This is a genomic window from Lentzea guizhouensis (assembly GCF_001701025.1).
GTDB lineage: Bacteria > Actinomycetota > Actinomycetes > Mycobacteriales > Pseudonocardiaceae > Lentzea > Lentzea guizhouensis.
Window position 1 is genome coordinate 6089107 of the sequence record NZ_CP016793.1, and the last position, 19495, is coordinate 6108601.

At 70.1% G+C, this 19495-nt stretch carries 24 protein-coding genes and 3 pseudogenes; 19 read left to right on the forward strand and 8 right to left on the reverse strand.

Going from position 1 to position 19495, the window contains the following annotated elements; translation table 11 throughout:
- Positions 1–4 precede the first annotated feature (4 nt).
- Positions 5–472: pseudogene (locus BBK82_RS54510) on the forward strand (glycosyltransferase); the annotation flags it as partial.
- A 292-nt stretch (positions 473–764) separates the two neighbouring features.
- A pseudogene (locus BBK82_RS54515) lies at positions 765–1148 on the forward strand (glycosyltransferase); the annotation flags it as partial.
- A 6-nt stretch (positions 1149–1154) separates the two neighbouring features.
- Here BBK82_RS54515 and BBK82_RS29790 read toward each other — a convergent pair.
- Positions 1155–1538 carry an STAS domain-containing protein gene (locus tag BBK82_RS29790; protein WP_065917956.1) on the reverse strand — a complete coding sequence of 128 codons (384 nt, stop codon included), beginning with the start codon at positions 1536–1538 and terminating at the stop codon, positions 1155–1157.
- 322 nt (positions 1539–1860) lie between these two features.
- On the opposite strand from BBK82_RS29790, the gene BBK82_RS29795 reads away from it, so the two are divergent.
- The 3 genes from BBK82_RS29795 to BBK82_RS50710 all read left to right on the forward strand — a co-directional run bounded on the left by BBK82_RS29795 (position 1861) and on the right by BBK82_RS50710 (position 2919).
- Positions 1861–2097, forward strand: coding sequence for a hypothetical protein (locus BBK82_RS29795; protein WP_065917957.1), 237 nt, complete (start codon positions 1861–1863; stop codon positions 2095–2097).
- Positions 2098–2236: 139 nt separating this feature from the next.
- Positions 2237–2539, forward strand: a complete 303-nt coding sequence (locus tag BBK82_RS29800; protein ID WP_065917958.1) for a hypothetical protein — start codon at positions 2237–2239, stop codon at positions 2537–2539.
- Positions 2540–2757: 218 nt separating this feature from the next.
- Positions 2758–2919 carry a hypothetical protein gene (locus tag BBK82_RS50710; RefSeq protein WP_154697581.1) on the forward strand — a complete coding sequence of 54 codons (162 nt, stop codon included), beginning with the start codon at positions 2758–2760 and terminating at the stop codon, positions 2917–2919.
- 2 nt (positions 2920–2921) lie between these two features.
- Here BBK82_RS50710 and BBK82_RS29805 read toward each other — a convergent pair whose 3' ends face one another.
- The 3 genes from BBK82_RS29805 to BBK82_RS29815 all read right to left on the reverse strand — a co-directional run bounded on the left by BBK82_RS29805 (position 2922) and on the right by BBK82_RS29815 (position 5592).
- Entirely contained in the window at positions 2922–4124 is a 1203-nt protein-coding gene (locus tag BBK82_RS29805) for a glycosyltransferase (RefSeq protein WP_083268236.1), read from the reverse strand.
- A gap of 174 nt (positions 4125–4298) precedes the next feature.
- Positions 4299–4526 (reverse strand): DUF2188 domain-containing protein, encoded by a 228-nt coding sequence (locus tag BBK82_RS29810; protein ID WP_218920362.1) that lies wholly within the window; start codon positions 4524–4526, stop codon positions 4299–4301.
- Positions 4527–4557: 31 nt separating this feature from the next.
- The gene (locus BBK82_RS29815; RefSeq protein WP_065917960.1) at positions 4558–5592 is read right to left on the reverse strand and encodes a TerC/Alx family metal homeostasis membrane protein; all 1035 of its coding nucleotides are present in this window, start codon (positions 5590–5592) and stop codon (positions 4558–4560) included.
- Between the two features lie 267 nt (positions 5593–5859).
- Between BBK82_RS29815 and BBK82_RS29820 the strand changes: the two genes are divergently transcribed.
- Genes BBK82_RS29820 through BBK82_RS29845 form a run of 6 tightly spaced genes read left to right on the forward strand, consistent with a single transcriptional unit; the run spans position 5860 to position 12172 of the window.
- A complete protein-coding gene (locus tag BBK82_RS29820; RefSeq protein ID WP_218920363.1) occupies positions 5860–6594 on the forward strand; it encodes a GntR family transcriptional regulator in 735 nt (244 codons plus the stop codon).
- Positions 6595–6632: 38 nt separating this feature from the next.
- Positions 6633–6860, forward strand: a complete 228-nt coding sequence (locus BBK82_RS29825) for a 4Fe-4S dicluster domain-containing protein (protein WP_065917961.1) — start codon at positions 6633–6635, stop codon at positions 6858–6860.
- A gap of 11 nt (positions 6861–6871) precedes the next feature.
- The gene (locus tag BBK82_RS29830; RefSeq protein ID WP_065917962.1) at positions 6872–8176 is read left to right on the forward strand and encodes an ABC transporter substrate-binding protein; all 1305 of its coding nucleotides are present in this window, start codon (positions 6872–6874) and stop codon (positions 8174–8176) included.
- Complete coding sequence (locus BBK82_RS29835; RefSeq protein WP_170068119.1) at positions 8176–8940, forward strand: ABC transporter permease; 765 nt, start codon at positions 8176–8178, stop codon at positions 8938–8940. Before BBK82_RS29830 ends, BBK82_RS29835 begins: the two co-directional genes overlap by 1 nt.
- On the forward strand, positions 8937–9593 hold the full coding sequence (locus tag BBK82_RS29840) for an ABC transporter ATP-binding protein (protein WP_065917964.1): 657 nt from the start codon (positions 8937–8939) through the stop codon (positions 9591–9593). Before BBK82_RS29835 ends, BBK82_RS29840 begins: the two co-directional genes overlap by 4 nt.
- A complete protein-coding gene (locus tag BBK82_RS29845) occupies positions 9590–12172 on the forward strand; it encodes a fumarate reductase/succinate dehydrogenase flavoprotein subunit (RefSeq protein ID WP_065917965.1) in 2583 nt (860 codons plus the stop codon). The genes BBK82_RS29840 and BBK82_RS29845 overlap by 4 nt, the downstream gene beginning before the upstream one ends.
- On the opposite strand, the gene BBK82_RS29850 is transcribed toward BBK82_RS29845, so the two are convergent.
- Together BBK82_RS29850 and BBK82_RS29855 are read right to left on the reverse strand one after the other, a co-directional pair.
- A complete protein-coding gene (locus BBK82_RS29850; RefSeq protein WP_065917966.1) occupies positions 12148–12519 on the reverse strand; it encodes an MmcQ/YjbR family DNA-binding protein in 372 nt (123 codons plus the stop codon). The genes BBK82_RS29845 and BBK82_RS29850 overlap by 25 nt on opposite strands.
- A gap of 55 nt (positions 12520–12574) precedes the next feature.
- The gene (locus tag BBK82_RS29855) at positions 12575–12787 is read right to left on the reverse strand and encodes a VOC family protein (RefSeq protein WP_170067985.1); all 213 of its coding nucleotides are present in this window, start codon (positions 12785–12787) and stop codon (positions 12575–12577) included.
- Positions 12788–13065: 278 nt separating this feature from the next.
- Between BBK82_RS29855 and BBK82_RS56845 the strand changes: the two are divergent.
- A pseudogene (locus tag BBK82_RS56845) lies at positions 13066–13113 on the forward strand (hypothetical protein); the annotation flags it as partial.
- Here the strand turns inward: BBK82_RS56845 and BBK82_RS54520 are convergent.
- On the reverse strand, positions 13104–13268 hold the full coding sequence (locus tag BBK82_RS54520) for a hypothetical protein (protein ID WP_237047652.1): 165 nt from the start codon (positions 13266–13268) through the stop codon (positions 13104–13106). The pseudogene BBK82_RS56845 and the gene BBK82_RS54520 sit on opposite strands and share 10 nt — an antisense overlap.
- A 50-nt stretch (positions 13269–13318) precedes the next feature.
- On the opposite strand from BBK82_RS54520, the gene BBK82_RS29860 reads away from it, so the two are divergent.
- From BBK82_RS29860 to BBK82_RS29885, 6 genes are all read left to right on the forward strand, one after another.
- Entirely contained in the window at positions 13319–13765 is a 447-nt protein-coding gene (locus BBK82_RS29860) for an HD domain-containing protein (RefSeq protein ID WP_237047653.1), read from the forward strand.
- Positions 13766–13878: 113 nt separating this feature from the next.
- Positions 13879–14607: a DUF6313 family protein gene (locus BBK82_RS29865; protein ID WP_154697582.1), complete on the forward strand. Its 729-nt coding sequence runs from the start codon at positions 13879–13881 to the stop codon at positions 14605–14607.
- A complete protein-coding gene (locus BBK82_RS29870) occupies positions 14608–16386 on the forward strand; it encodes a PstS family phosphate ABC transporter substrate-binding protein (protein ID WP_065917968.1) in 1779 nt (592 codons plus the stop codon).
- A gap of 39 nt (positions 16387–16425) precedes the next feature.
- Positions 16426–16875 (forward strand): VOC family protein, encoded by a 450-nt coding sequence (locus BBK82_RS29875; RefSeq protein ID WP_065917969.1) that lies wholly within the window; start codon positions 16426–16428, stop codon positions 16873–16875.
- Entirely contained in the window at positions 16872–17207 is a 336-nt protein-coding gene (locus tag BBK82_RS29880) for a YciI family protein (protein WP_065917970.1), read from the forward strand. Before BBK82_RS29875 ends, BBK82_RS29880 begins: the two co-directional genes overlap by 4 nt.
- The gene (locus BBK82_RS29885) at positions 17204–17668 is read left to right on the forward strand and encodes a P-loop NTPase family protein (protein ID WP_065917971.1); all 465 of its coding nucleotides are present in this window, start codon (positions 17204–17206) and stop codon (positions 17666–17668) included. The genes BBK82_RS29880 and BBK82_RS29885 overlap by 4 nt, the downstream gene beginning before the upstream one ends.
- Here the strand turns inward: BBK82_RS29885 and BBK82_RS29890 are convergent.
- Positions 17653–18591 carry a LysR family transcriptional regulator gene (locus BBK82_RS29890; RefSeq protein ID WP_065921457.1) on the reverse strand — a complete coding sequence of 313 codons (939 nt, stop codon included), beginning with the start codon at positions 18589–18591 and terminating at the stop codon, positions 17653–17655. The genes BBK82_RS29885 and BBK82_RS29890 overlap by 16 nt on opposite strands.
- Positions 18592–18691: 100 nt before the next feature.
- Between BBK82_RS29890 and BBK82_RS29895 the strand changes: the two genes are divergently transcribed.
- Positions 18692–19462, forward strand: coding sequence for a phosphotransferase (locus tag BBK82_RS29895; protein ID WP_065917972.1), 771 nt, complete (start codon positions 18692–18694; stop codon positions 19460–19462).
- Positions 19463–19495 lie beyond the last annotated feature (33 nt).

Below are 19495 nucleotides of genomic sequence, written 5' to 3' on the forward strand. Positions count from 1 at the left end.
CGCGATGGTCTCGCTGCGCGCCGACCCGGCCACCGCGGTGCACGACCCGGACGCGGTCGGCACGCGGCTGCACGTGGCCAGGGTGGCGCAGGCGCTGCACCGGCTGGGCCACGAGCTGACCGTTTACACCCGCCGCACCGACCGGCGCCTGCCCGACCGGGCGCACCTCGCGGACGGGTTCACGGTCGTGCGGCTGCCGGCCGGGCCCGAAGGCCGGGACGACGTCGTCGGGCACATCGGGGAGTTCGCCCGGCAGCTGCAGGGGTGCTGGGCCGACGACGCGCCCGACGTCGTGCACGCGCACCACTGGACGTCCGGTCTCGGGGCGGTCCTCGGTGGACGCGGCACCGGGCTCCCCGTCGTGCAGAGCTTCCACGCACCCGTCGGAGGTGACGCCCGCGAGGCCGAGCGGCTGGTCGGCAGGAAGGCCGCGGTCGTCGTCGCCACGTCCGGCCACGAGGTGGACGAGCTCGTCCGGCTCGGCGTGCGCCGGTCGGCGGTGGTCACCGTGCCGTGGGGCGTGGACGCGGACCTGTTCACCCCGGCCGGGCCGGTGGCCGCGCGCGGTGGGATGTCCCGCATCGTCGCGGTGAGCCGCTTCGGCCGGACGACGGGTGGACGACCTCATCACCGCGCTGCCCGCGTGACGTGCACCGAGCTCGTGCTGGCCGGCGCCGCCGCAGCGCCGAGCTCGACCGGCTGCGCGCTGGGGCGAGCACGGCGTCGCCGACCGCGTCACGTTCCTCGGACACGTCCCGCACTCGGAAGTGCCCGCACTGCTGCGTTCCGCGGACGTCGTGGTGTGTCCTCAGCGGCACGAACCGTTCGGCGTCGTGCCGCTGGAGGCGATGGCGTGCGGCGTTCCGGTGGTGGCGTCCGCGGTGGGCGGCCTGGCCGAGAGCGTGGTGCACACCGCGACCGGTCTGCTCGTCCCGCCACGCGCCCCCGCCGCGCTGGCGCGGGCGGTGCGGTCGTTGCTGCGCGACGACGTCCGTCGCCAGGAGCTGAGCTTCGCGGCACGCGACCGTGCTCTCGTGCGGTACGCGTGGGACCGGGTCGTGCTGGAGCTGGTGCGGGTCTACGAACGTGCGGCCGCACAACGGCAACCGGCCGTGCCCGGCCGTCGCGAGGAGATCGCCGGCGTGTGAGACCGGTCAGTCGGTGTGGGCCGCCGGCGCGAACGCCCCGACGGCGGCCTCCACGTCGTCGAACATCGTGAGCAGCTCGTGCAGCCCGGTCATCATGACGGGCTGCTTCGCGGCGCGCGCGGTCGCGACGATGCCGAACGGCGCTCCGGCCTCCGCCGCCTGCCGGTTGGCCTCGACGAGCATCACCAGTCCCGCCGAGTCGAAGAACTCCACCGCGAGCTCCACCACCACACCGCGCTGTGCGGCTGCCAACGCCTTGGTGAGCGCCACCTGCACCTGGCCGGCGTTGGTCATGTCGACCTCGCCGGTGACACGCAGGACGACGACACCGCGGTGCGTCGAGTGGGCCATCTGCATCGCGGGTCCGCCTCCGCTCGGGTCGGTGCTCACGACAAGTCTCCCGGTCGCCCGCCCGTGGTGCACGACCGGTATGGGTGACGCGGGCCGCCGACATCCCCACCGGCCGTGCCCTTCACCGCTGCGGACCCCGTCCGCTGCTTTTCGGATGTCACACCAGCTCAGCCGCCGGAGGATTCTCAAACCTGCGGTTCAAGAGATCACTCGATCGTGTGATGAACTGATTTCGTTCACACCATCGCGTGATACCCGATTTTGTGTTCCATTGGCATTTGGATACGGTTTCGTCGGAGTCGAGGCCGGTCTGTTTCGTCCGGCTCGCTCCGCTGGAACACAATCACTCAAGGAGATTTTCGTGCTGAAGAAGGCAGGTGCGGCCGTCGCTATCGCGGGCGCATTCCTCGGGTTTGGCTCGCAGGCACTGGCCGACTCCCCCGAGCTGGACATCACCGACCAGGTCGGTGTCGCGGACCTGAACGACTCCGAGGTCGTCAGCGACCTGAACGCCTGCTTCATCGACGTCAACGTCATCGCGGTGCCGGTGCTGTCGGACAACGACAGCGGCCTCTGCGGCAACCCCGACGACAAGTGAGTCGTGGCGGCGCCTCCTCGCGGATGCGCCGTCGGTGTGCCGGGGGACGGGATCGCGGCCGGGGTGCCCGGTTCCGTCCTCCCTTCGCAGTCACGTGCAGTTCGTCAAAACACCAAGTTCGAACAAGGAGCGATTCTTCATGCTGAAGAAGGCTGTTGCCGCCGCCGCTGTCGGTGCGAGCTTCCTGCTGGCCGGTACGCCCGCGTTCGCGGGTGAGGCCGACTCGATGAGCGACATGATGGAGCTCGCCGCGGAGTACGACCACACCCACCAGGTCGGCCTCGTGAACATGGAGGACTCCGAGCTCCTCAGCGACATCAACGTCTGCCACGTGGACGTGAACGTCATCGCGGTGCCGATCCTGTCGAACAACGACAGCGGCGTGTGCGCGAACCCGGACGTCGAGGTCGAGGAGTCGGACCACGACGAGGACGACGACTGACTAGGAGCGCGGACGCCTGAGGGCGACCTTCGTCTTCTTCACAGTGCAGGCGACGACCTCGGGCGAACCACAGCGCTTCGCCAGGCAGCGCCCGGCTGGACCTCCAGCCGGGCGCTGCTTTTTGCGTGCCGTCACCACTGGGTCCGAAAAATCACCTGATCTCGCGATTTAACGTGTTTCGGCGGGATTCGTTATTTTTCTTCGCAACAATTTCACGCATGAGTGCTACGCCCATCTTCGACGAGCTGTACGCGAAATACGTGGCAGGCGCGCCGGAGAGGAGGACCGAGACCGCGGCTCACCGCGCGGTGACGGTGCCCGCGGCGCCGGAACCGCAGCCCGTGGGCGCTCATGCGGAGGCGCTGATGTGGCCGACCTGAGCTCAGCGGTTCCGCAGCTCCGCGCCGCGACCGGCGACACGTGCGTAGACGGCCAGGGCCTCCTCGGCGAGCCGGTCCCGTGAGTAACGGGCCACGACCCGGTCGCGCGCGGCGATGCCGAACTCCTCCCGCCAGGTGTCGTCGGCCAGCAGCTGCCGCAGCGCGCGCGCCAGCACGACCGGCTTACGCGCGGGGACGTGCAAGCCGGTGACGTCGTGCACGACGATGTCCTTCAACGCGCCGACGGTGGTCGCCACGACGGGCACACCACACGCCATCGCCTGCAGCGCCGTGATGCCGAACGGGTCGGACCACGGCACGCACACCACGACATCGGCCGACCGCACCAGCGCCGGCAGCTGGGCCTGGGGAACGTGGCCGGTGAACACCACCCGGTCGAGCACGCCCAGCCCACCCGCGAGCTCACGCAGCTCGGCCTGGTCGCCGGCACCGACGACCACCAGCTCCGCGTCGTCCATTGCGGACATGGCGGTGAGGACGTCGGCGAACCCGTTGTGCCGCGCCGGTTCGCCCGCCACGAGCACCCGCCTCAGCGCGTTCCTGGTGGCGATCGGCCCCTCCGGCTCGAACAGCTCCGCGTCGACCCCGCACGGCACGACCGAGACCTGCGTCCGCCGCACCCCCAGCCGCCACAGCTCGGTGGCCTCCTGAGCGCTCGACCCCATGATCCACGCCGCCCTGCGCGCCACGAGCATCTCGGCGTCACCCCGCTGCCCGGTCTGGTCCGCGCCCAAGGTGGTGTAGGAGTGCACGACCGGCGCCCGCACGATGTGCGCCCCGATCACCCCGACCAGCGCGGACGTCCATCCGTAGGTGTGCACCACGTCCGGCGGACAGACCTGCCACCGCTGGGCGAGGCACTCCGCGAACTCACCGAGGTGCGGCACGACGTGGTCTTCCGCCAACGCCGTCGGCCGCCCGGCCGGCACGTGCACCACCTCGTAACCGTCCGCGGTGCGCACCCGCTCCGCGACCGCCGGATCATCCCGCCGCGTGTACACGACCACCTCGTGCCCCGACTCGCACAACGCGGTCGCGAGCTGCGCGATGTGCATGCCCTGTCCGAAATCCGCCTTGAGCGGGCTCGCCTGCGCGGACACCACGGCGATCCGCATCCGGTCACGCGCCGCGTGCGGCGCCGAGCCGACCGTCCGGCTGGGAACGGCCTGAACCGGTTGCGCCATCTCGGGTTCCCCCTCGCGACGAGGTCGGACACCGAGCTGCAGGCTCAACTCGACGTGCAGATCACCAGGTTTCTCCGACTTTAGGCCCCAAACGGCGCAGGCCACAAATCGACCCCTCGATCGTGTGGCCGCAGGGCGGCGGGCCCGGCCGGCGAGCCCGCCACCACAGCCGGGTCAGCCCGGGATGTCGCGCGGGTCGCTGCTGCGCGGGTAGGTGTTCTTCTCGCTGATCGTGCCGTCCTGGTTGCGGATGATGTGCTCGACACCGCGCTCCTTGGCCATCTCCCGGCCCTTCGCGGTCGCCTCGGCCTTGGTGTCGTGGGTGCTGGAGGCCTGCGAGTTGCCCTCGACCTTGTTCTTCCAGGTCCCGTTCTCGTAGTACGTCTCCACGTCGCCCTGCATCAACTACCTCCTGGTTGGGTTGGGGTTTTGCCTACCGGCGGTTGGTCCGCTCGTTCTCCCGCTTCCCGGCCGCCCGCCGCGCCCGCAGCGAGCCGGGGTGCGCCTTCGCCGACGGGTCGCGCTTGGTCTTCACCAGGCTGGCCACCGTCACGACCGCCAGCACCATGACGATCACGACCAGGCTGAGCACGGTCGGGATCTTCGGCACGCTCTCAATGACGTCCTCGTGCAGCCACTGCATGATCAGCTTGACCCCGATGAACGCGAGGATCAGCGACAGGCCGGTCGACAGGTACACCAGCCGGTCCAGCAGGCCCTTGACGAGGAAGAACAGTGCGCGCAAGCCCAGCAGCGAGAACGCGTTCGCGGCGAACACGACGTAGGGCTGGGCGGTGATGCCGAAGACCGCGGGGATCGAGTCGAGCGCGAACAGCAGGTCGATGGTGCCGATCGCGACCAGCACCAGGAACAGCGGCGTGACCATGCGCCGGCCGTTGTCGCGGGTGAAGAGGTCGCCGCCGACGTAGTCGTCGGTGATCGGCAGGACCCGGCGCGAGGTCTTGACGACGACGTTGTCCTCGATGTCGGGGTCCTCGTCGCGGTGCCGGTACAGCTGCACGGCCGTGTAGATCAGCAGCAGGCCGAAGAGCAGGAACACGAACGAGAACAGCGACAGCAGCGTGGCGCCGAGCGCGATGAAGATCGCCCGCATGACCAGCGCCAGCACGATGCCGAACGTGAGCACCTTGTGCTGGTGCTCGTCGGGCACGGCGAAGGTCGACATGATGATCACGAAGACGAAGAGGTTGTCGACCGAGAGGCTCTTCTCGACCAGGTAGCCCACGAAGTACTCGGTGCCGGGCCCGCTGCCGTAGTGCAGCATGAACCACACGCCGAACCCGAGCGCCACCGCCACGTAGAACACCGTCCACGCGGTGGCCTCGCCGAACCCGACGTGGTGGGGCCGCTTGGCCGCGACCACGAGGTCCACGGCGAGCAGCAGCACGACCAGCCCGACGGTCAACGCCCAGGTGAGAACGCTGATGTCGAGCTGTTCGGCGCTCATCGGCCGACCGTCCGCTTGTTCATGTCGCCACGGGTTCCCGTTCACGACGGCCCGCGAACCTCGGAGTCGACGACGCGCCCTCGCCGCCAGGCCGAACTCCGTGGTATACCTCGTATCCCGAGGTATCGGTGCTCTGAAGAGGCGTTTCCGGCCGTTCCAGATGGTGGACTGGCGTAGCTCGCGACTTTTGCCTGCTCGGCGCCCTGACCAGGTGGCGTAACACGAGCGTAACAAACTGATCGTCACGTGCCGTCCATGCTGTGGGCCATGAGCAGCAGCCAGCGTCCAGAGCGGCGGTTGCGCGCCGATCGGGCGCGGCAGGCCGCCGACGTCATCCGCCAGCAGGTGGTGCGCCGTGGGTTCCCCGACGGCGTGCTGCCGGACGAGCGCTTTCTCGCCGCGGAGTTCTCGGTGTCGCGCAACAGCCTTCGCGAGGCGCTGGAGCTCCTGCGCGAGGAAGGGCTCATCGACCGCGTGCCCGGGGTCGGCACGGTGGTCGTCGCGGACAAGGTCGAGCACGGGCTCAACCAGCTGATGGGCCTCGCGGAGACCCTGCACGAGCACGGCGAGGTCACCAACGATGTCAGGGCGGCGACCGTGATCCGGGCGCCTTCCGCTGTCGCGCAACGGCTTCGGCTGGCGCCTGACGCCTCGGTCGTCTACGTGGAACGGTTGCGCCGGCTGGGCGGCCTGCCGCTGTCGCTGGACCTCACCTACCTCGCGCTGGACGTGGGGGAGCGGTTGCTCGGCGAGGACCTCGTCAACCGCGACCTCTTCGCGTTGATCGAGCAGACCTCCGGTCAACGGCTGGGCACCGCAGCAGTCACGCTGGAGGCGGTCAACGCCGACCTGCACTCCGCGACCGTGCTGGAGGTGCCGCGCGGGGCGGCGCTGATGGTCGTGGAACGCCTCAGCCACTTCGCGGACGGCCGCCCGGTCGACCTCGAGTTCATCCGCATGCGCGGCGACCGCCTGACCATGCGCGCCGAAATCTGTCGCTGAAACCCCACATCTCCCACCACATCTCCTGGAGTTCAGTCATGGCTCTGGTCAACAACCGTGCCGACGTACCGGTGACGATCAACGAATCCAAGTGCATCGACGGCTGCCGGCTGTGCGTTGACATGTGCCCGCTCGACTCGCTGGCGATCAACCCGGAGACCGACAAGGCCTACATGCACGTCGACGAGTGCTGGTACTGCGGGCCGTGCGCCGCCCGCTGCCCCACCGGCGCCGTGACCATCAACATGCCCTACCTCCTGCGGTGAGAGGAAGAACTGTGAAGCGATTCGCTCTGGCAGCGGTTCTCCTCGTCGCCGCGTGCGGCACGGGTGAGGCCTCCTCCGGTGACGAGGTCCCGGTCGTCATCGGCTACCAGTCCAAGACCATCAACACCGTCACCGCCGGAACCCTGCTGCGCGACAGGGGTTTCTTCGAGCAACGGCTCACCGAGCTGGGCAAGAAGACCGGCAAGACGTACCAGGTCGCCTGGCAGGACTACGACACCGGCGCGCCGATCACCGCGCAGATGATCGCCGGCAAGATCGACATCGGCTCGATGGGCGACTACCCGTTGCTGATCAACGGGTCCCGCACGCAGAAGCAGGGCGACCAGGGCACCAGGATGGTGGCGGTCACCGGCTACAACGCCCGCGGCGCGCTGAACATGGTCGTCGTGCCACCGGGCTCGTCGGCGAAGACGCTGGCGGACCTGAACGGGCAGAAGGTGTCCGCGAGCGTCGGGTCGGCCGGTCACGGCACCCTCGTCCGGGCGTTGGGCGGCACCAAGGTGACCGTCGAGAACCAGCAGCCGTCGGTGGGTGTCTCCGCGCTGCAGTCCGGGAACGTCGCCGCGCTGGCGCAGTTCGTGGCGTGGCCGGGCCAGCTGGTGTTCGCCAAGCAGGCCAAGCTGCTCTACGACGGCGCCGCGCTGAACCTGCCGACCCTGCACGGAACCGCGGTGCGCAACCCGTTCGCCCAGCAACAGCCGGAGGTCCTGCGGGAGTTCCTGCGCGCTCAGCTCGACGCGACGAAGTTCCTGCACGAGAAGCCGCTCGAAGCAGCCGAGATCGTCGCCAAGGCGACCGGGCTGCCCGTCGAGGTCGTCTACCTCTACAACGGCCCGAACGGCATCGCGACCTTCGACCTGTCGCTCAAGTCGGTGCTGCGCAACGCTCTGAAGGAAGACGTGCCGTTCCTCAAGTCGATCGGCAACATCGACGAGCTCGATGTCGACAAGTTCATCGACGACAAGCCGTTGAGCGACGTTCAGCAATCCACAGAGGACCTGACGAACCCGGCGTCGCTAGGCGGTGACCCGAAAACCGCGAGCGAGGTGTGGTTCGAGGGCAGCGCACCGGAACCGGTCGCTTCGCCGACCGCGTTGCTGAAGCTGGTCAACGGCGGGAAGAAGCTGCGGGTCGCGTACGTCCCGGACGCGGAGACCGGTACGCGGTGGTTCGCCGAGCACGCCTACTGGGTGCGGTCGGGTGCGGAGTTCCTGCCGTTCACCACCGAGGCCGCGGCGGCGAAGCGCGGTGCGGTGCTGACCTTCCAGCAGGCGCTCTCCCAGGCGGGCCGGTGATGCGCTGGGTCCTGCGACTGGGGTCGCTCGCCGCGGGGTTGCTGCTGTGGCAGCTGCTGACCGCCTCGAACACGCGGCTGTGGCTGCGGTTCGACCAGCTGCCGACGGTCGTCGAGGTCGCGGAACGGTTCGCGGCGCAGGTCGGCGGCGCGGAGTACTACCACGACCTGGGCAGCAGCCTGGCGCGGATCATGACCGGCTTCCTGCTGGCCGCCGTGCTCGGCATCGCGCTCGGGGTGGTGGTCGCGCGCTCCCGGCTGCTGGGTGACGTGCTGCGGCCGCCGTTGGAGGTGATCAGGCCGATCCCGGCCATCGCGCTGGTGCCGATCGCGATCCTGCTGTTCCCGACCGACGAGCAGGGGATCGTGTTCATCACCTTCGTCGCGGCGTTCTTCCCGATCCTGGTGTCGACCCGGCACGCCGTGCGCGCGTTGCCGACGATCTGGGAGGACGCGGTCCGCACGATGGGGGCGAGCCGCCGGCAGGTGTTGTTCCGGGTGGTGCTGCCCGGCACGTTGCCCGGTGTGTTCGGCGGGCTGTCCGTCGGCATGGGCGTGGCGTGGATCTGCGTGATCTCCGCCGAGATGATCTCCGGCCAGTTCGGCGTCGGCTACCGCACCTGGCAGGCCTACACGATCGTCGACTACCCCGCGGTGATCGTCGGCATGGTCACCATCGGCCTGCTCGGCTACCTGACCTCGGCCGCGGTGGAACTGCTCGGTCGCCGGGTCACCCGGTGGTTGCCCAGGGAGGCGCTGCGATGAGCCTGAGCGTGCGTTCGCTGACGGTCGGGTACGGCCGGTCGACCGTGCTGGCCGACTTCTCGCTCGACGTCGGCACCGGTGAGTTCGTGGTCGTGGCGGGACCCTCCGGCTGCGGCAAGTCGACGTTGCTGCGCGCCGTTGCCGGGCTGGTTCCGTTCGGCGGCTCGATCTCGGTGTCCGGCCAGCCCGTTGACGGCCCGTCGCGCGACCGGGCGTTGGTGTTCCAGGAGGACGGGTTGCTGCCGTGGCGTTCGGCGTTGCGCAATGTCGAGCTTCCGCTGTCGCTGCAAGGGGTTCCGCGGGCCCAACGGCGGGCGCTGGCGTCGTCGTGGCTCGAACGCGTGGGGCTGGCGGGGTTCGAGGACTACCTGCCGCGTGAGCTGTCCGGCGGCATGCGGCAACGGGTCCAGCTGGCGCGGACCCTGGCCCAGCAGCCGTCCGTCGTGCTGATGGACGAGCCGTTCGGTGCCCTGGACGCGCAGACCCGTGCGTCGATGCAGGAACTGGTGACCGAGGTGCTGTCCGGCACCACGACGTTGTTCGTCACGCACGACGTCGACGAGGCCGTGCTGCTGGGCGACCGCGTGGTCGTCCTCGGCGCGGGCGAGGTCGAACGCAGGCGCGACGCGATCCTGGCGGCGGTGAGGGCATGACGGTCGAACTCTCCTGTGACGTCCTGGTGATCGGCGGTGGCACCGCGGGTTCCATGGCCGCGATCACCGCTGCCGAGGCCGGACGGGACGTGCTGCTGCTGGAGAAGGCCCACGTGCGGCACTCGGGTGCGCTCGCGATGGGCATGGACGGCGTCAACAACGCGGTCATCCCGGGCAAGGCACGCCCGGAGGACTACGTCGCCGAGATCACCCGCGCCAACGACGGCATCGTGAACCAGCGGACCGTGATGCAGACCGCGAACCGCGGTTTCGAGATGGTGCAACGGCTTGAGCGCTACGGCGTGAAGTTCGAGAAGGACTCGTTCGGCGAGTACCACGTGCGCCAGGTGCACCGGTCGGGCAGCTACGTGCTGCCGATGCCGGAGGGCAAGGACGTCAAGAAGGTGCTGTACCGGGTGATGCGCGAACGGCGGTTGCGGGAACGGCTGCGCATCGAGAACCGGGTCATGCCGGTGCGGGTGCTGGTCTCCGGCGGCCGTGCGGTCGGGGCGGCCGGCTTCAACACGCGCACGGGGGAGTTCGTGACCGTCGAGGCCGGGGCGGTGGTCCTCGCGACCGGTGCGTCCGGCCGGCTCGGGTTGCCCGCTTCCGGTTACCTGTACGGCACCTACGAGAACCCGACGAACGCCGGTGACGGGTACTCGATGGCCTACCACGCCGGGGCCGAGCTGTCCGGGATCGAGTGCTTCCAGATCAACCCGCTGATCAAGGACTACAACGGGCCCGCGTGCGCCTACGTCGGCAACCCGTTCGGCGCCTACCAGGTGAACTCGCTGGGGGAGCGGTTCGTCGACTGCGACTACTGGTCCGGGCAGATGATGGCCGAGGTGGCGGCGGAGATCGCGTCGGCCCGCGGACCGATCTACCTCAAGACCACGCACCTGCCGGAGGAGTCGGTCGCGGCGCTGGAAGGGATCCTGCACGCCACCGAACGGCCGTCGCGCGGCACGTTCCACAGTGGACGCGGGCACGACTACCGCACGCACGACATCGAGATGCACATCTCGGAGATCGGGTTGTGCGGCGGGCATTCCGCGTCCGGCGTGTGGGTGGACGAGAACGGGTGCACCACCGTGCCGGGGCTGTACGCGGCCGGAGACCTTGCCTGTGTGCCGCACAACTACATGATCGGCGCGTTCGTGTTCGGCGACCTGGCCGGTGCGCACGCCTCCGCGCACTTCGCCCGGCCGGACGCGTTGCCCGCCGAGCAGGTCGCCGAAGCGCACGAGCTGATCTTCCGGCACTCGCGGCACCCGGACGGGCCGCCGCAGCCGCAGGTCGAGTACAAGCTGCGCCGGTTCGTGAACGACTACGTGGCACCGCCCAAGAGCGAGACGAAGCTCTCCCTCGCCCTGGAGGCGTTCGCGCGGATGGAGGCGGAGATCGCGGCGATGGGCGCGCGCACCCCGCACGAGCTCATGCGGTGCGTGGAGGTGTCGTTCATTCGCGACTGCGCGGAGATGGCGGCGGCGTCGTCGTTGATGCGCGACGAGTCGCGGTGGGGGCTGTACCACTCGCGCGTGGACCTGCCCGAGCGCGACGACTCGCGCTGGTTCCACCACCTCAACCTGCGCAAGAACGCCGACGGCGAGATGGAGTTCGTCAAGCGGCCGGTCGCGCCCTATCTGGTTGAGGTGGAAGGCGTGACGCACCGGCCCGGGGTGGAGGAGTTCCTCGGGTCCCGGTCGGTGCGGGTGAGCGCCGAGGTCTCTGATGTCGCTCCTGATGAGTCGGTGGTCGAGTCGGCGCGGGTGCTGGAGGTGCTGGCCCTGGTCGACTCGCAGCCCGCGCTCGCGGACCTGGAGCCGTACCTGGTGGACCCCGACCCGGTGGTGCGCAGGGCCGCGCTGGCCGTGCTGACCGAGGCTGTGCCACCTGGATTCGAGTTCGCGCTGGTCAGGGCGATGGCGCAGGCCGAGACCCAGGAGGTCGCAGCCGCCGGGCTGCGCGAGCTGGTCGAGGTCGTACCGCCGTCGGAGGCGCTGAGGGAGGTCCTGGAACTCTCCCCGGCCAGGGCGATCGCGCTGGAGGTGCTGTGGGCGTTGAAGCTCGGCACCCCGCAGGTCTACGCGGCCGGGCTCGCCGACCCCGACCTGGAGGTGCGGCTGGCGGCGGTGCGCGGCCTCGTGGCGCTGCGCGAGGACGACCTGCTGGCCGCCGCGGTCGCGGACCCGGCACGGGAGCTGCGGGTCCAGGTCGCCAAGGGCACCGTCGACGTGTCCGTGCTGGTCACCCTGTCCGCCGACCTCGATCCGCTGGTGCGGGCAGCCGCGCTGGAGGCCGCCGAACGGGTCGGGCACCCGCCGTCGTTGCACGAGCGCGCGGTCGAGTTGCTGGCTGATCCCGCGTGGGAGGTGCGCGTCGGTGCCGCGAAGGCGCTCGACGACCGCGACCTGGTCGCCGGCCTGCTGACCGACCCCAACCTGGACGTGCGCAAGGCGGCGGTGCGGGCGCTCGCCAGGTGGGCGGACGACCCGGCGGTCGCGCTGGCGTTGAAGAGGGCGACGGACGACACGGACGCGGACGTGCGCGCCTACGCCCGCCGGGCGCTCGGCTGATCTCCGTTGCCTTGTTCGTGGGCTTTGCGGAGCTTGGCGGTGGCCTTGAGCCGCCAGGCCTGTTCGACGAGCTCGGCGAGCTGGTCCTGGTCGACCTTCTCGAGATCGACCAGGATCGCGCCGTACCCGTCGTAGTGCGGCGTGGTGTAGAAGGCGGGGTCACCGGACGCGAGCAGCGCCGCTTTCTCGTCCAGCTCGCACATCAGCACGAGCCCGCCCTCGGCCTCGGTCCGCAGCCGGGCGAACCCCTTGCCCGCGACCTTCAGCGACGGCGTCCGGTACCAGGTCGACTCCTCGACCTCCGGCAGCCGTGACGCCAGCGTCACCACGTCATCCCAGGTAGGCATGCCGCCATGCTCGCAGCACGCCGGTGGTTCCGCCTTGGACGAATGGAAACTCCGGTCACTGCTCCGCGACGAGCCAGCACAGGCAGAACGGGTGGCCGGCCGGGTCGGCGTAGACCTGGAAGTCGTCACCCGCGGTGGTGCCCCCGGCAGGCTTCAGCACCACCGCGCCGAGCGCCATGACGTGCTCGTGCGCCTCGGCGAAGTCCTCCACCCACAGGTCGAGGTGGACCTGCTGCCGGACGGGGCCGCCGGGCCACTGGGGCGGCACCGCCTCCGGGACTCTCGACCGTGACTCTCATCGAACGGACTCACGGGACACGCCCCAGGCCGCGGCGCCTCAGCAGGTCATGCCGGGGCGGCCCGGGTGAGAGCGATCACGCACGCCGCCTGCCGAGTCGTTCACCACGTTCCCGGCCCTTCGCCACGGCACCCGGAGCGTCTACCGTGGACCTTGTGGACGTGCTCTCACCCTTGTCCGTAGCTCGTCCTCAGGCGGACGAGCGGATCAGCCGGCTGGAGTCGCGGCTGGTCAGGGACTGCGACCAGGTGCCGGCCAGCCTCGTGCACGAGTGGGTCGCCCGCGCCTACGCCCGCTTCTGCGACGCCCGAGTGCGCGACTTCATCCCGTTGCTGGTGGAACGCGCCGTCCGCGCCGCGGCCGAGAACTTCACCTCCGGTACCGCCCAGGTGCCGGACACCTGGTTCTCGAAGTGGTCCGAGAACACCGCCCGCCGCCTGCTCGCCGACACCCTGCCCCCGCTGGGCGCACACCGCCGGCGTCGCCCGCCGCGCCGAGCAGGTGGCCCGCGTCCTGCCGTTCGAGGAGCGCGAACTGCTCGTCGCCGCGGCCTGGCTGCACGACATCGGCTACGCGGCCGAGCTCACCGACACCGGCCTGCACCCCCTCGACGGCGCCCGCTACCTGCTGCGAGCCGGTATCTCGCCACGCGTGTGCGGCCTGGTCGCCCACCACTCCGGCGCGTCGGCGGTGGCCGAGGTGACCGGGATGGCCGACCAGCTGGCGGAGTTCCCCGACGAACGCGGCAGGCTCCGCGACGCGCTCTGGTACTCCGACATGACGACCAGCCCGGACGGCCACTCGATCACGGTGGAGGCCCGGCTCGCGGAGATCCGGCAGCGGCGCGGGCCGGAGGACCCGGTCGTGCGGGCGCTCGACATCAACGTGGACGAGCGGCTGGCCGCGGTCCGCCGCGTCCACCGGTTGCTGCGCCGCACCTACAGCTGAGTTTTCGTTTTCCTCCAAGGTGATCGCCACCTCGGACCGGCCCGTCGTGTGACGTGTGCCATAGTCCGCCGGTTCGGATGATCGAGCACCGCCCGCCCGTGTCGAATGGTGGTGTGATCGGCGAAAGTCGGCGTGTCCCACCGGGTGTGGAGGGGTGGGTCGAGCCGTCGAGCATCGGGCGGGCCAGTCGCGAGCCCCTGCGTGACAGGTTCCGGCGGTGGTGGCGCGGCAGGTTCCGGCACACGGGCCTGGTCTACTGGCTCGTCACCCAGGGGTACCTGGTCCTGATCGTCTGCGCGGTCCTCTTCTGCTTCAACGGGTTCGTGCTCGGCTGGGACAAGGCCTACGAGATCAGCGCCCTGATCTCCTCGCCGTGGGACGTCGCCGCCGAGTCGCGGCACGCCTGGGTCTGGTTCCCGGCGCTGCTGCTGTCGATCGCGGGCTGGCTCGTCGTCACCGGCTTCGCGGGTGCGGTGGCCGGTTACATGGTCATCAACGCGACCTCGAACCGTTCTCCCGGCTCCAAGGGCGACCGGCTCGGCCCGTTGCCCACCGGCAACATCCCGCGCCTGGCCAGCCTCCAGTACTCCCGGCACGGCCACGAGATCCCGCCGTACTTCGCGCTCCGCTTCGCCATGCGCCACGAGGGCGACTGGCGCCAGGCCCAGGACCACTGGGAGCGGATGGTCATGCACTTCCTGCGCACCGACGGGTTCGACGGTGGCGACGGACCGGGCAGCGTGATGCGCCAGGCCGTGACGTACACGTCCTACTTCCTGCACGGGCTGTCCGGGCGGTGCCCGGAGTGCCACGGACCCGCGCACGACGGAACGGATGACTAGGTGCTGCCAGAGGACCCCGCGGCCCGCAGCCGCCTGCGCAAGGCCAGCCGGGAGCTGCTGAGGAAGGCCTACCCGGAGTACGACGACGAGCAGGTCGAACGCGAGGTGGAAGCGGCCGAGAAGCGCGTGGAGCTGAGCGGTGACCCCGGCGCGTTCGCCGCGGTGACCCCGCCGCCCGGCACGTTGATCGACGACGCCGCGCCCGTCGAACGCAAGGCCTGGTCGAGGCCCCTGCGCGCCGCCGTCGCCACGGTCGTGCTCGCGGGTGCGCTGGTGCTGATGGCGCTGTTCGTCGAGCAGACCGCCGGAACCTCCGTGCGGGCACAGGGCATCTGGGGTCTCGTGGCGGCGGCCGTGGCCTGCGCCGTGCTGGTCTACACGACCCACCAGCACGCCCAGCAGGAACGCCTGCTGTCGTGCCGGGTGCGCATCGACGCGCCGTTCAGCGTCGACCGGGGCCGGCACGTCTCGCTCGACAGCGACGGCATCCCGATCACCGACGCCGGCATCATCGTCGCCCGCGTCAAGAACACCGGCCGCGAACGCATCGAGTCCGACGACTACGTGACCCCGCTGTCCCTGCACTTCCCCGGCCGCCGACTGGTGTCCCTCGACGTCACCGAGTCCGAACCGCAGAACCTCGCCACCCTCGTGGCCGACCTGCCCGACCTCCGCGCGGTCCCCGGCGAGGACCGCGTGACGCTGCCGGCCGTGCGCCTCAAGCCCGACGCGTCGTTCAAGGTCGTCATCGTCCTGCAGGGCTCCGGCGGCGGCGCGAAGGTCGAGGGCAGGCTCCGCGACGGCCGCATCACCACCCAGGAGACCAAGCGCCGCACCGGCCCCTACACCCCGCTGTGGGCGGGCCTGACGGTGATCTTCCTGACCGGCGCGCTGACGGCGTTCCTGCTCCCACCCGTCGACCGCCCCGCCAACCTCGCCTGCGTCCGCGACACGCTCGCGTTGAGCGGCTCGACGGCCTTCGCCTCGACCGCGGCCAAGCTCGCCGGCGCCTACGAGACCCTCTGCCCCGGCTCGGTCGTCCGGCTGAGCACCCGAGGCAGCCTCGCCGGCCTGCAACAGCTCAACAGCGCCCCGGACGAACGCCTGCTGGCCCTGTCCGACGTCAAAGCACCACCGGAGTTCGCTTCCCTGCGCTCCACCGATCTGGCCGTCATCCCGTTCGCCGTCGTCGCCCACAAAGCCCGCAAGATCAGCAACCTCACTACGCACCAGGTCATCAACATCTTCTCCGGCCGGCTGACCAACTGGAAGGACATCACCGGCGAGGACCACCCCATCCACGTCGTCGCCAGGAACACCGACTCCGGCACCCGCAAGACGCTGGAGGCCAGGCTGGGCGTGCAGGCCGACCTGAGCGCCACCTCCGAGAACTGCCGCGAACCCCGCCAGCCCGGCGACAGCGCGGTGATCTGCGAACGCACGTCCACCGCCGACGTGATCGCCGCCGTGGCCACCGACGAGTACGCGATCGGCTACTCCGACATCGCCAGCGCCCTGCAGAGCTCCAGCGTGCAGCCGCTCGCGATCGACAACGTCGGCGTGGCCGAGCTGACCGCCGACACCGCCGACGTGCTGCGCCTGAGGTACCGGTTCTGGGCGGTGGAGCGGATCTACCGCACCGCGGGCGCCGACGCGGCGGGCACGCTGGCGGCGGCGTTCCTCGAGTACCTGAGGACGGACGAGGCGGCGGAGGTGATGCGGCAGTTCCGGTACCTGCCGTGCACCGACGCGAAGGTGGCAGAGCTGTGCGCGGGCTGAGCAGTCCGCCGAGGTAGTGGCTTTCCCGGAAGGAACCCCATGACGTTCATCAAACGCTTCGACCACGTCGGCATCACCGTCGCCGACCTCGACACCGCCACCGCGTTCTTCGTCGCACTCGGCCTGCGAGCCAGCCCCAAGATGGCCGTCGAGGGCGAGTTCCTGGACACGGTGATCGGCATGACCGGCGCGCGCACCGAGATCGTCATGCTGCACGCACCCGACGGCGGCACCACCCTGGAGCTCTCCAGCTTCACCCGCCCTCAGCACCTCCCCGGTTCCCCCGCCGCACCCGCCAACGAGCTGGGCCTGCGCAACGTCGCGTTCGAGGTGCACGACCTGCAAGCGGCCGTCGACCACGCCGCAGCCGCGGGTTACGGGCTGGTGGGCGGCATCGGCGAGTACGAGGGGACGTGGCGGATGGCCTATGTTCGTGGTCCCGAGGGAATCATCGTGTCCTTGGCCGAACGACTGGGGGAGAGTTCATGAGCACGACCGTGACCGACGAGCAGATCAAGGCCCTGGCCGCGACCGCCCAGCCTTACAGCGTCGCCCTGCTGCACTGGGGCACACGAACGGTTGCCGGCGCGGACGCGATCGAGCTGGAACACCAGCGGCGCATGGTGTCGTTGCGCGCGGACGGCGTGATCGCGATCCTGTGTCCGGTCGCCTCTGACACGATGGCCGGCGTCGCGATCATGACCGTGTCGGCCGAGGAGGCCGCGGAGATCATGGCCGGCGACCCGTGCGTGCAGGCCGGGATGATGCGGTGCGAAGTGCACCCGTGCCACGGCTTCCCCGGCGACGCCCTGCCGGCGTGAAACGCGTGGTGATCCTCGGCCGCGGCGGCGCGGGGAAGTCGACGCTGGCGCGCGCCCTCGGCAAGGCCACCGGCCTGCCGGTCGTCGAGCTGGACAAGCACTTCTGGGGCCCGCGGCTGGAGCCGATGCCCGCAGAGCTGTGGGCCGTGGTGCAGGGCGAGCTCGCCGTGTCTGACCAGTGGATCATGGACGGCGACCTCGGCCCGTACGACGTGCTGGAGGTGCGGCTGCAGCGAGCCGACACCGTTCTCCTGCTCGACTTCTCGTTCTGGCGGTGTGCCTGGCGGGCGTTGCTGCGGTCACGCGAGCGGGTCGACTTCTGGGTCTGGCTGTGGTCGTGGCGGCGCAAGAGCCGCCCGGTGCTGATGGACGCGATTGCTTCGCACGCCGGTGACGCGACGCTGCACGTGCTGCGCACCCCGCGGGCGACGAAGGCTTTCCTCACTCAAGCCCGGGTCTGACCCTCCGCGGTGAAGAGAGGACGGTCGGGAACCGGCAACCACTGACCTTCCGCCCAGGGTCGGTAGCGGCCCTGAACGTGGCCGATGAGCAGCGGCAGCGACGGGTGGCGGTTCGCCTCGTGCCACAGCAGCGACCAGGGGTAGACCGGCGTGGGCCCGGTGACCGCGACCTGCACGACGTCCGGGTGCACCGGGAACTGGCGGGTGGTGCCGAAGGTGATCAGCTCCGGTGAGGCCCCGATCGTGTCCATGACGTGCTCGCCCCCGAACACCGGCCCGGAGCTGTCGATCCGGACCCCGAACTCGGCGCTGAGGTGGCGGTAGTACTCCGCCCACTCGCTGTCGCCGGTGTTGCCTGGCATCCACGCGGTCAATCCCGCCAGTTCGTGGGTTGACACGCTCTTGCGCCTCGCCAGCCGGTGCCGACGGCTGACCAGGATTGGAATCGGCTCCAAGCAGGCAGGGATCCGCTCGATTCCCGGCGGAAGAGGCCCGGTGACACGCCCGAACGCCACGTCGACCGACCCGCCGGCAAGCGCCGTCGCGTTGGAGCCGCGGGAGACCACGATGTCGACGTCGACATCGGTTGCCTCGTAGAACGCCCTGACCACATCGATCGGCGCTGCGACGCGGGCGAGCACGTCGATCCGCAACGGCCGCCGACGCGCGCGGAGCATCGCGGTGGCTTGGTCGGCGAGGCTGATGAGTGCCCTGGCGTGGGGCAGGAACGCCGTGCCGTCCTCAGTTGGCACGGCCCCGGTGCGCGACCGGTGCAACAGCACCACGTCCAGGTCGGCCTCCAGCCTGGCGATCCGTTTCGACACGGCCTGTTGCGTCATGCCGAGCCGGTCGGCCGCCTCGGTGAAGTGCCCGTCGTCGACGACGGCGAGGAAGGTTCGGACGGCACCGAGGTCCAGCTCCACCAACAACTCCTGGTTGTCTTCGGTCGGCGTGTCGGTTGTTGGACACCGCTTGGCAAGCACCGATTTCATGCCGCTGTTCCAACAACCACGAGGAGTGCGAGTGACCCTCCCAGACGACCACGAGATCCCGCTGACCGGGGGCCTGATGACCGAGGGTGTCGTTCGCGTCGGCAACACGGTCCGCCGGCCACTCGGCCCGCACTCGCCGTTCGTGCACCGACTCCTGCAGCACCTGGAGGACGTCGACTGCGACGCCGCCCCGAGACTGCTCGGCATCGACGCCAAGGGCCGCGAGATCCTCAGCTTCCAACCCGGTTCGACCACAACCGCCTTCCGGACCCGCGACTGGTCACCCGCCCAGATCACGGCCGCAGCCCGGTTGCTCCGCCGCCTGCACGACGCCACCGCGGGCTCATCGCTCACGGCCGACGAGGAAACGGTGTGCCACAACGACTTCTCACCGCTCAACGTGGCCTTCGTCGACCACCTCCCCGCCTCGGCCTTCGACTTCGACCAGGCCGCCCCCGGCCCTCGCGCCCGCGACCTCGCCTATGCCGCCTGGTTGTGGCTGCTGGGCGCCGAGATCGCCGACCTCGACCACCAGCTGGCCCTGCTGCGCCTCTTCCTCGACGAGTACAGGTTTGAGGACCGCCGGGACCTCGGTGCGCGTATCGTGGCGAGAGTCGAGGACGAGCGCGACTTCCACTCGCGTGCCGGACGCGTCCTCGGCCCCGATTCCTGGCTGCACAACGAGATCGCCTGGCTCAGAGCACACGCCGACACCATCGACCAAGGTCTCGCGCAGCAACTGGCGGGTTCGGGCGTGGTGGGGCCATGCAGACAGGCTCAGATCGACAGCTGTGCGGACTGATCTGCCCCGGCGTGTCGCCGAGCGGACAACCGC

Excerpts from the sequence above, each read along its gene's own strand:
- BBK82_RS29850 (WP_065917966.1), bottom strand. The coding sequence starts at position 12,519 with ATGCCTACCTGGGATGACGTGGTGACGCTGGCGTCACGGCTGCCGGAG.
- BBK82_RS29820 (WP_218920363.1), top strand. The coding sequence starts at position 5,860 with ATGAGCAGCAGCCAGCGTCCAGAGCGGCGGTTGCGCGCCGATCGGGCG.
- BBK82_RS29835 (WP_170068119.1), top strand. The coding sequence starts at position 8,176 with ATGCGCTGGGTCCTGCGACTGGGGTCGCTCGCCGCGGGGTTGCTGCTG.
- BBK82_RS29825 (WP_065917961.1), top strand. The coding sequence starts at position 6,633 with ATGGCTCTGGTCAACAACCGTGCCGACGTACCGGTGACGATCAACGAA.
- BBK82_RS29805 (WP_083268236.1), bottom strand. The coding sequence starts at position 4,124 with ATGGCGCAACCGGTTCAGGCCGTTCCCAGCCGGACGGTCGGCTCGGCG.
- BBK82_RS29880 (WP_065917970.1), top strand. The coding sequence starts at position 16,872 with ATGAGCACGACCGTGACCGACGAGCAGATCAAGGCCCTGGCCGCGACC.
- BBK82_RS50710 (WP_154697581.1), top strand. The coding sequence starts at position 2,758 with ATGAGTGCTACGCCCATCTTCGACGAGCTGTACGCGAAATACGTGGCA.
- BBK82_RS29845 (WP_065917965.1), top strand. The coding sequence starts at position 9,590 with ATGACGGTCGAACTCTCCTGTGACGTCCTGGTGATCGGCGGTGGCACC.
- BBK82_RS29875 (WP_065917969.1), top strand. The coding sequence starts at position 16,426 with ATGACGTTCATCAAACGCTTCGACCACGTCGGCATCACCGTCGCCGAC.
- BBK82_RS29810 (WP_218920362.1), bottom strand. The coding sequence starts at position 4,526 with ATGCAGGGCGACGTGGAGACGTACTACGAGAACGGGACCTGGAAGAAC.
- BBK82_RS29815 (WP_065917960.1), bottom strand. The coding sequence starts at position 5,592 with ATGAGCGCCGAACAGCTCGACATCAGCGTTCTCACCTGGGCGTTGACC.
- BBK82_RS29800 (WP_065917958.1), top strand. The coding sequence starts at position 2,237 with ATGCTGAAGAAGGCTGTTGCCGCCGCCGCTGTCGGTGCGAGCTTCCTG.
- BBK82_RS29840 (WP_065917964.1), top strand. The coding sequence starts at position 8,937 with ATGAGCCTGAGCGTGCGTTCGCTGACGGTCGGGTACGGCCGGTCGACC.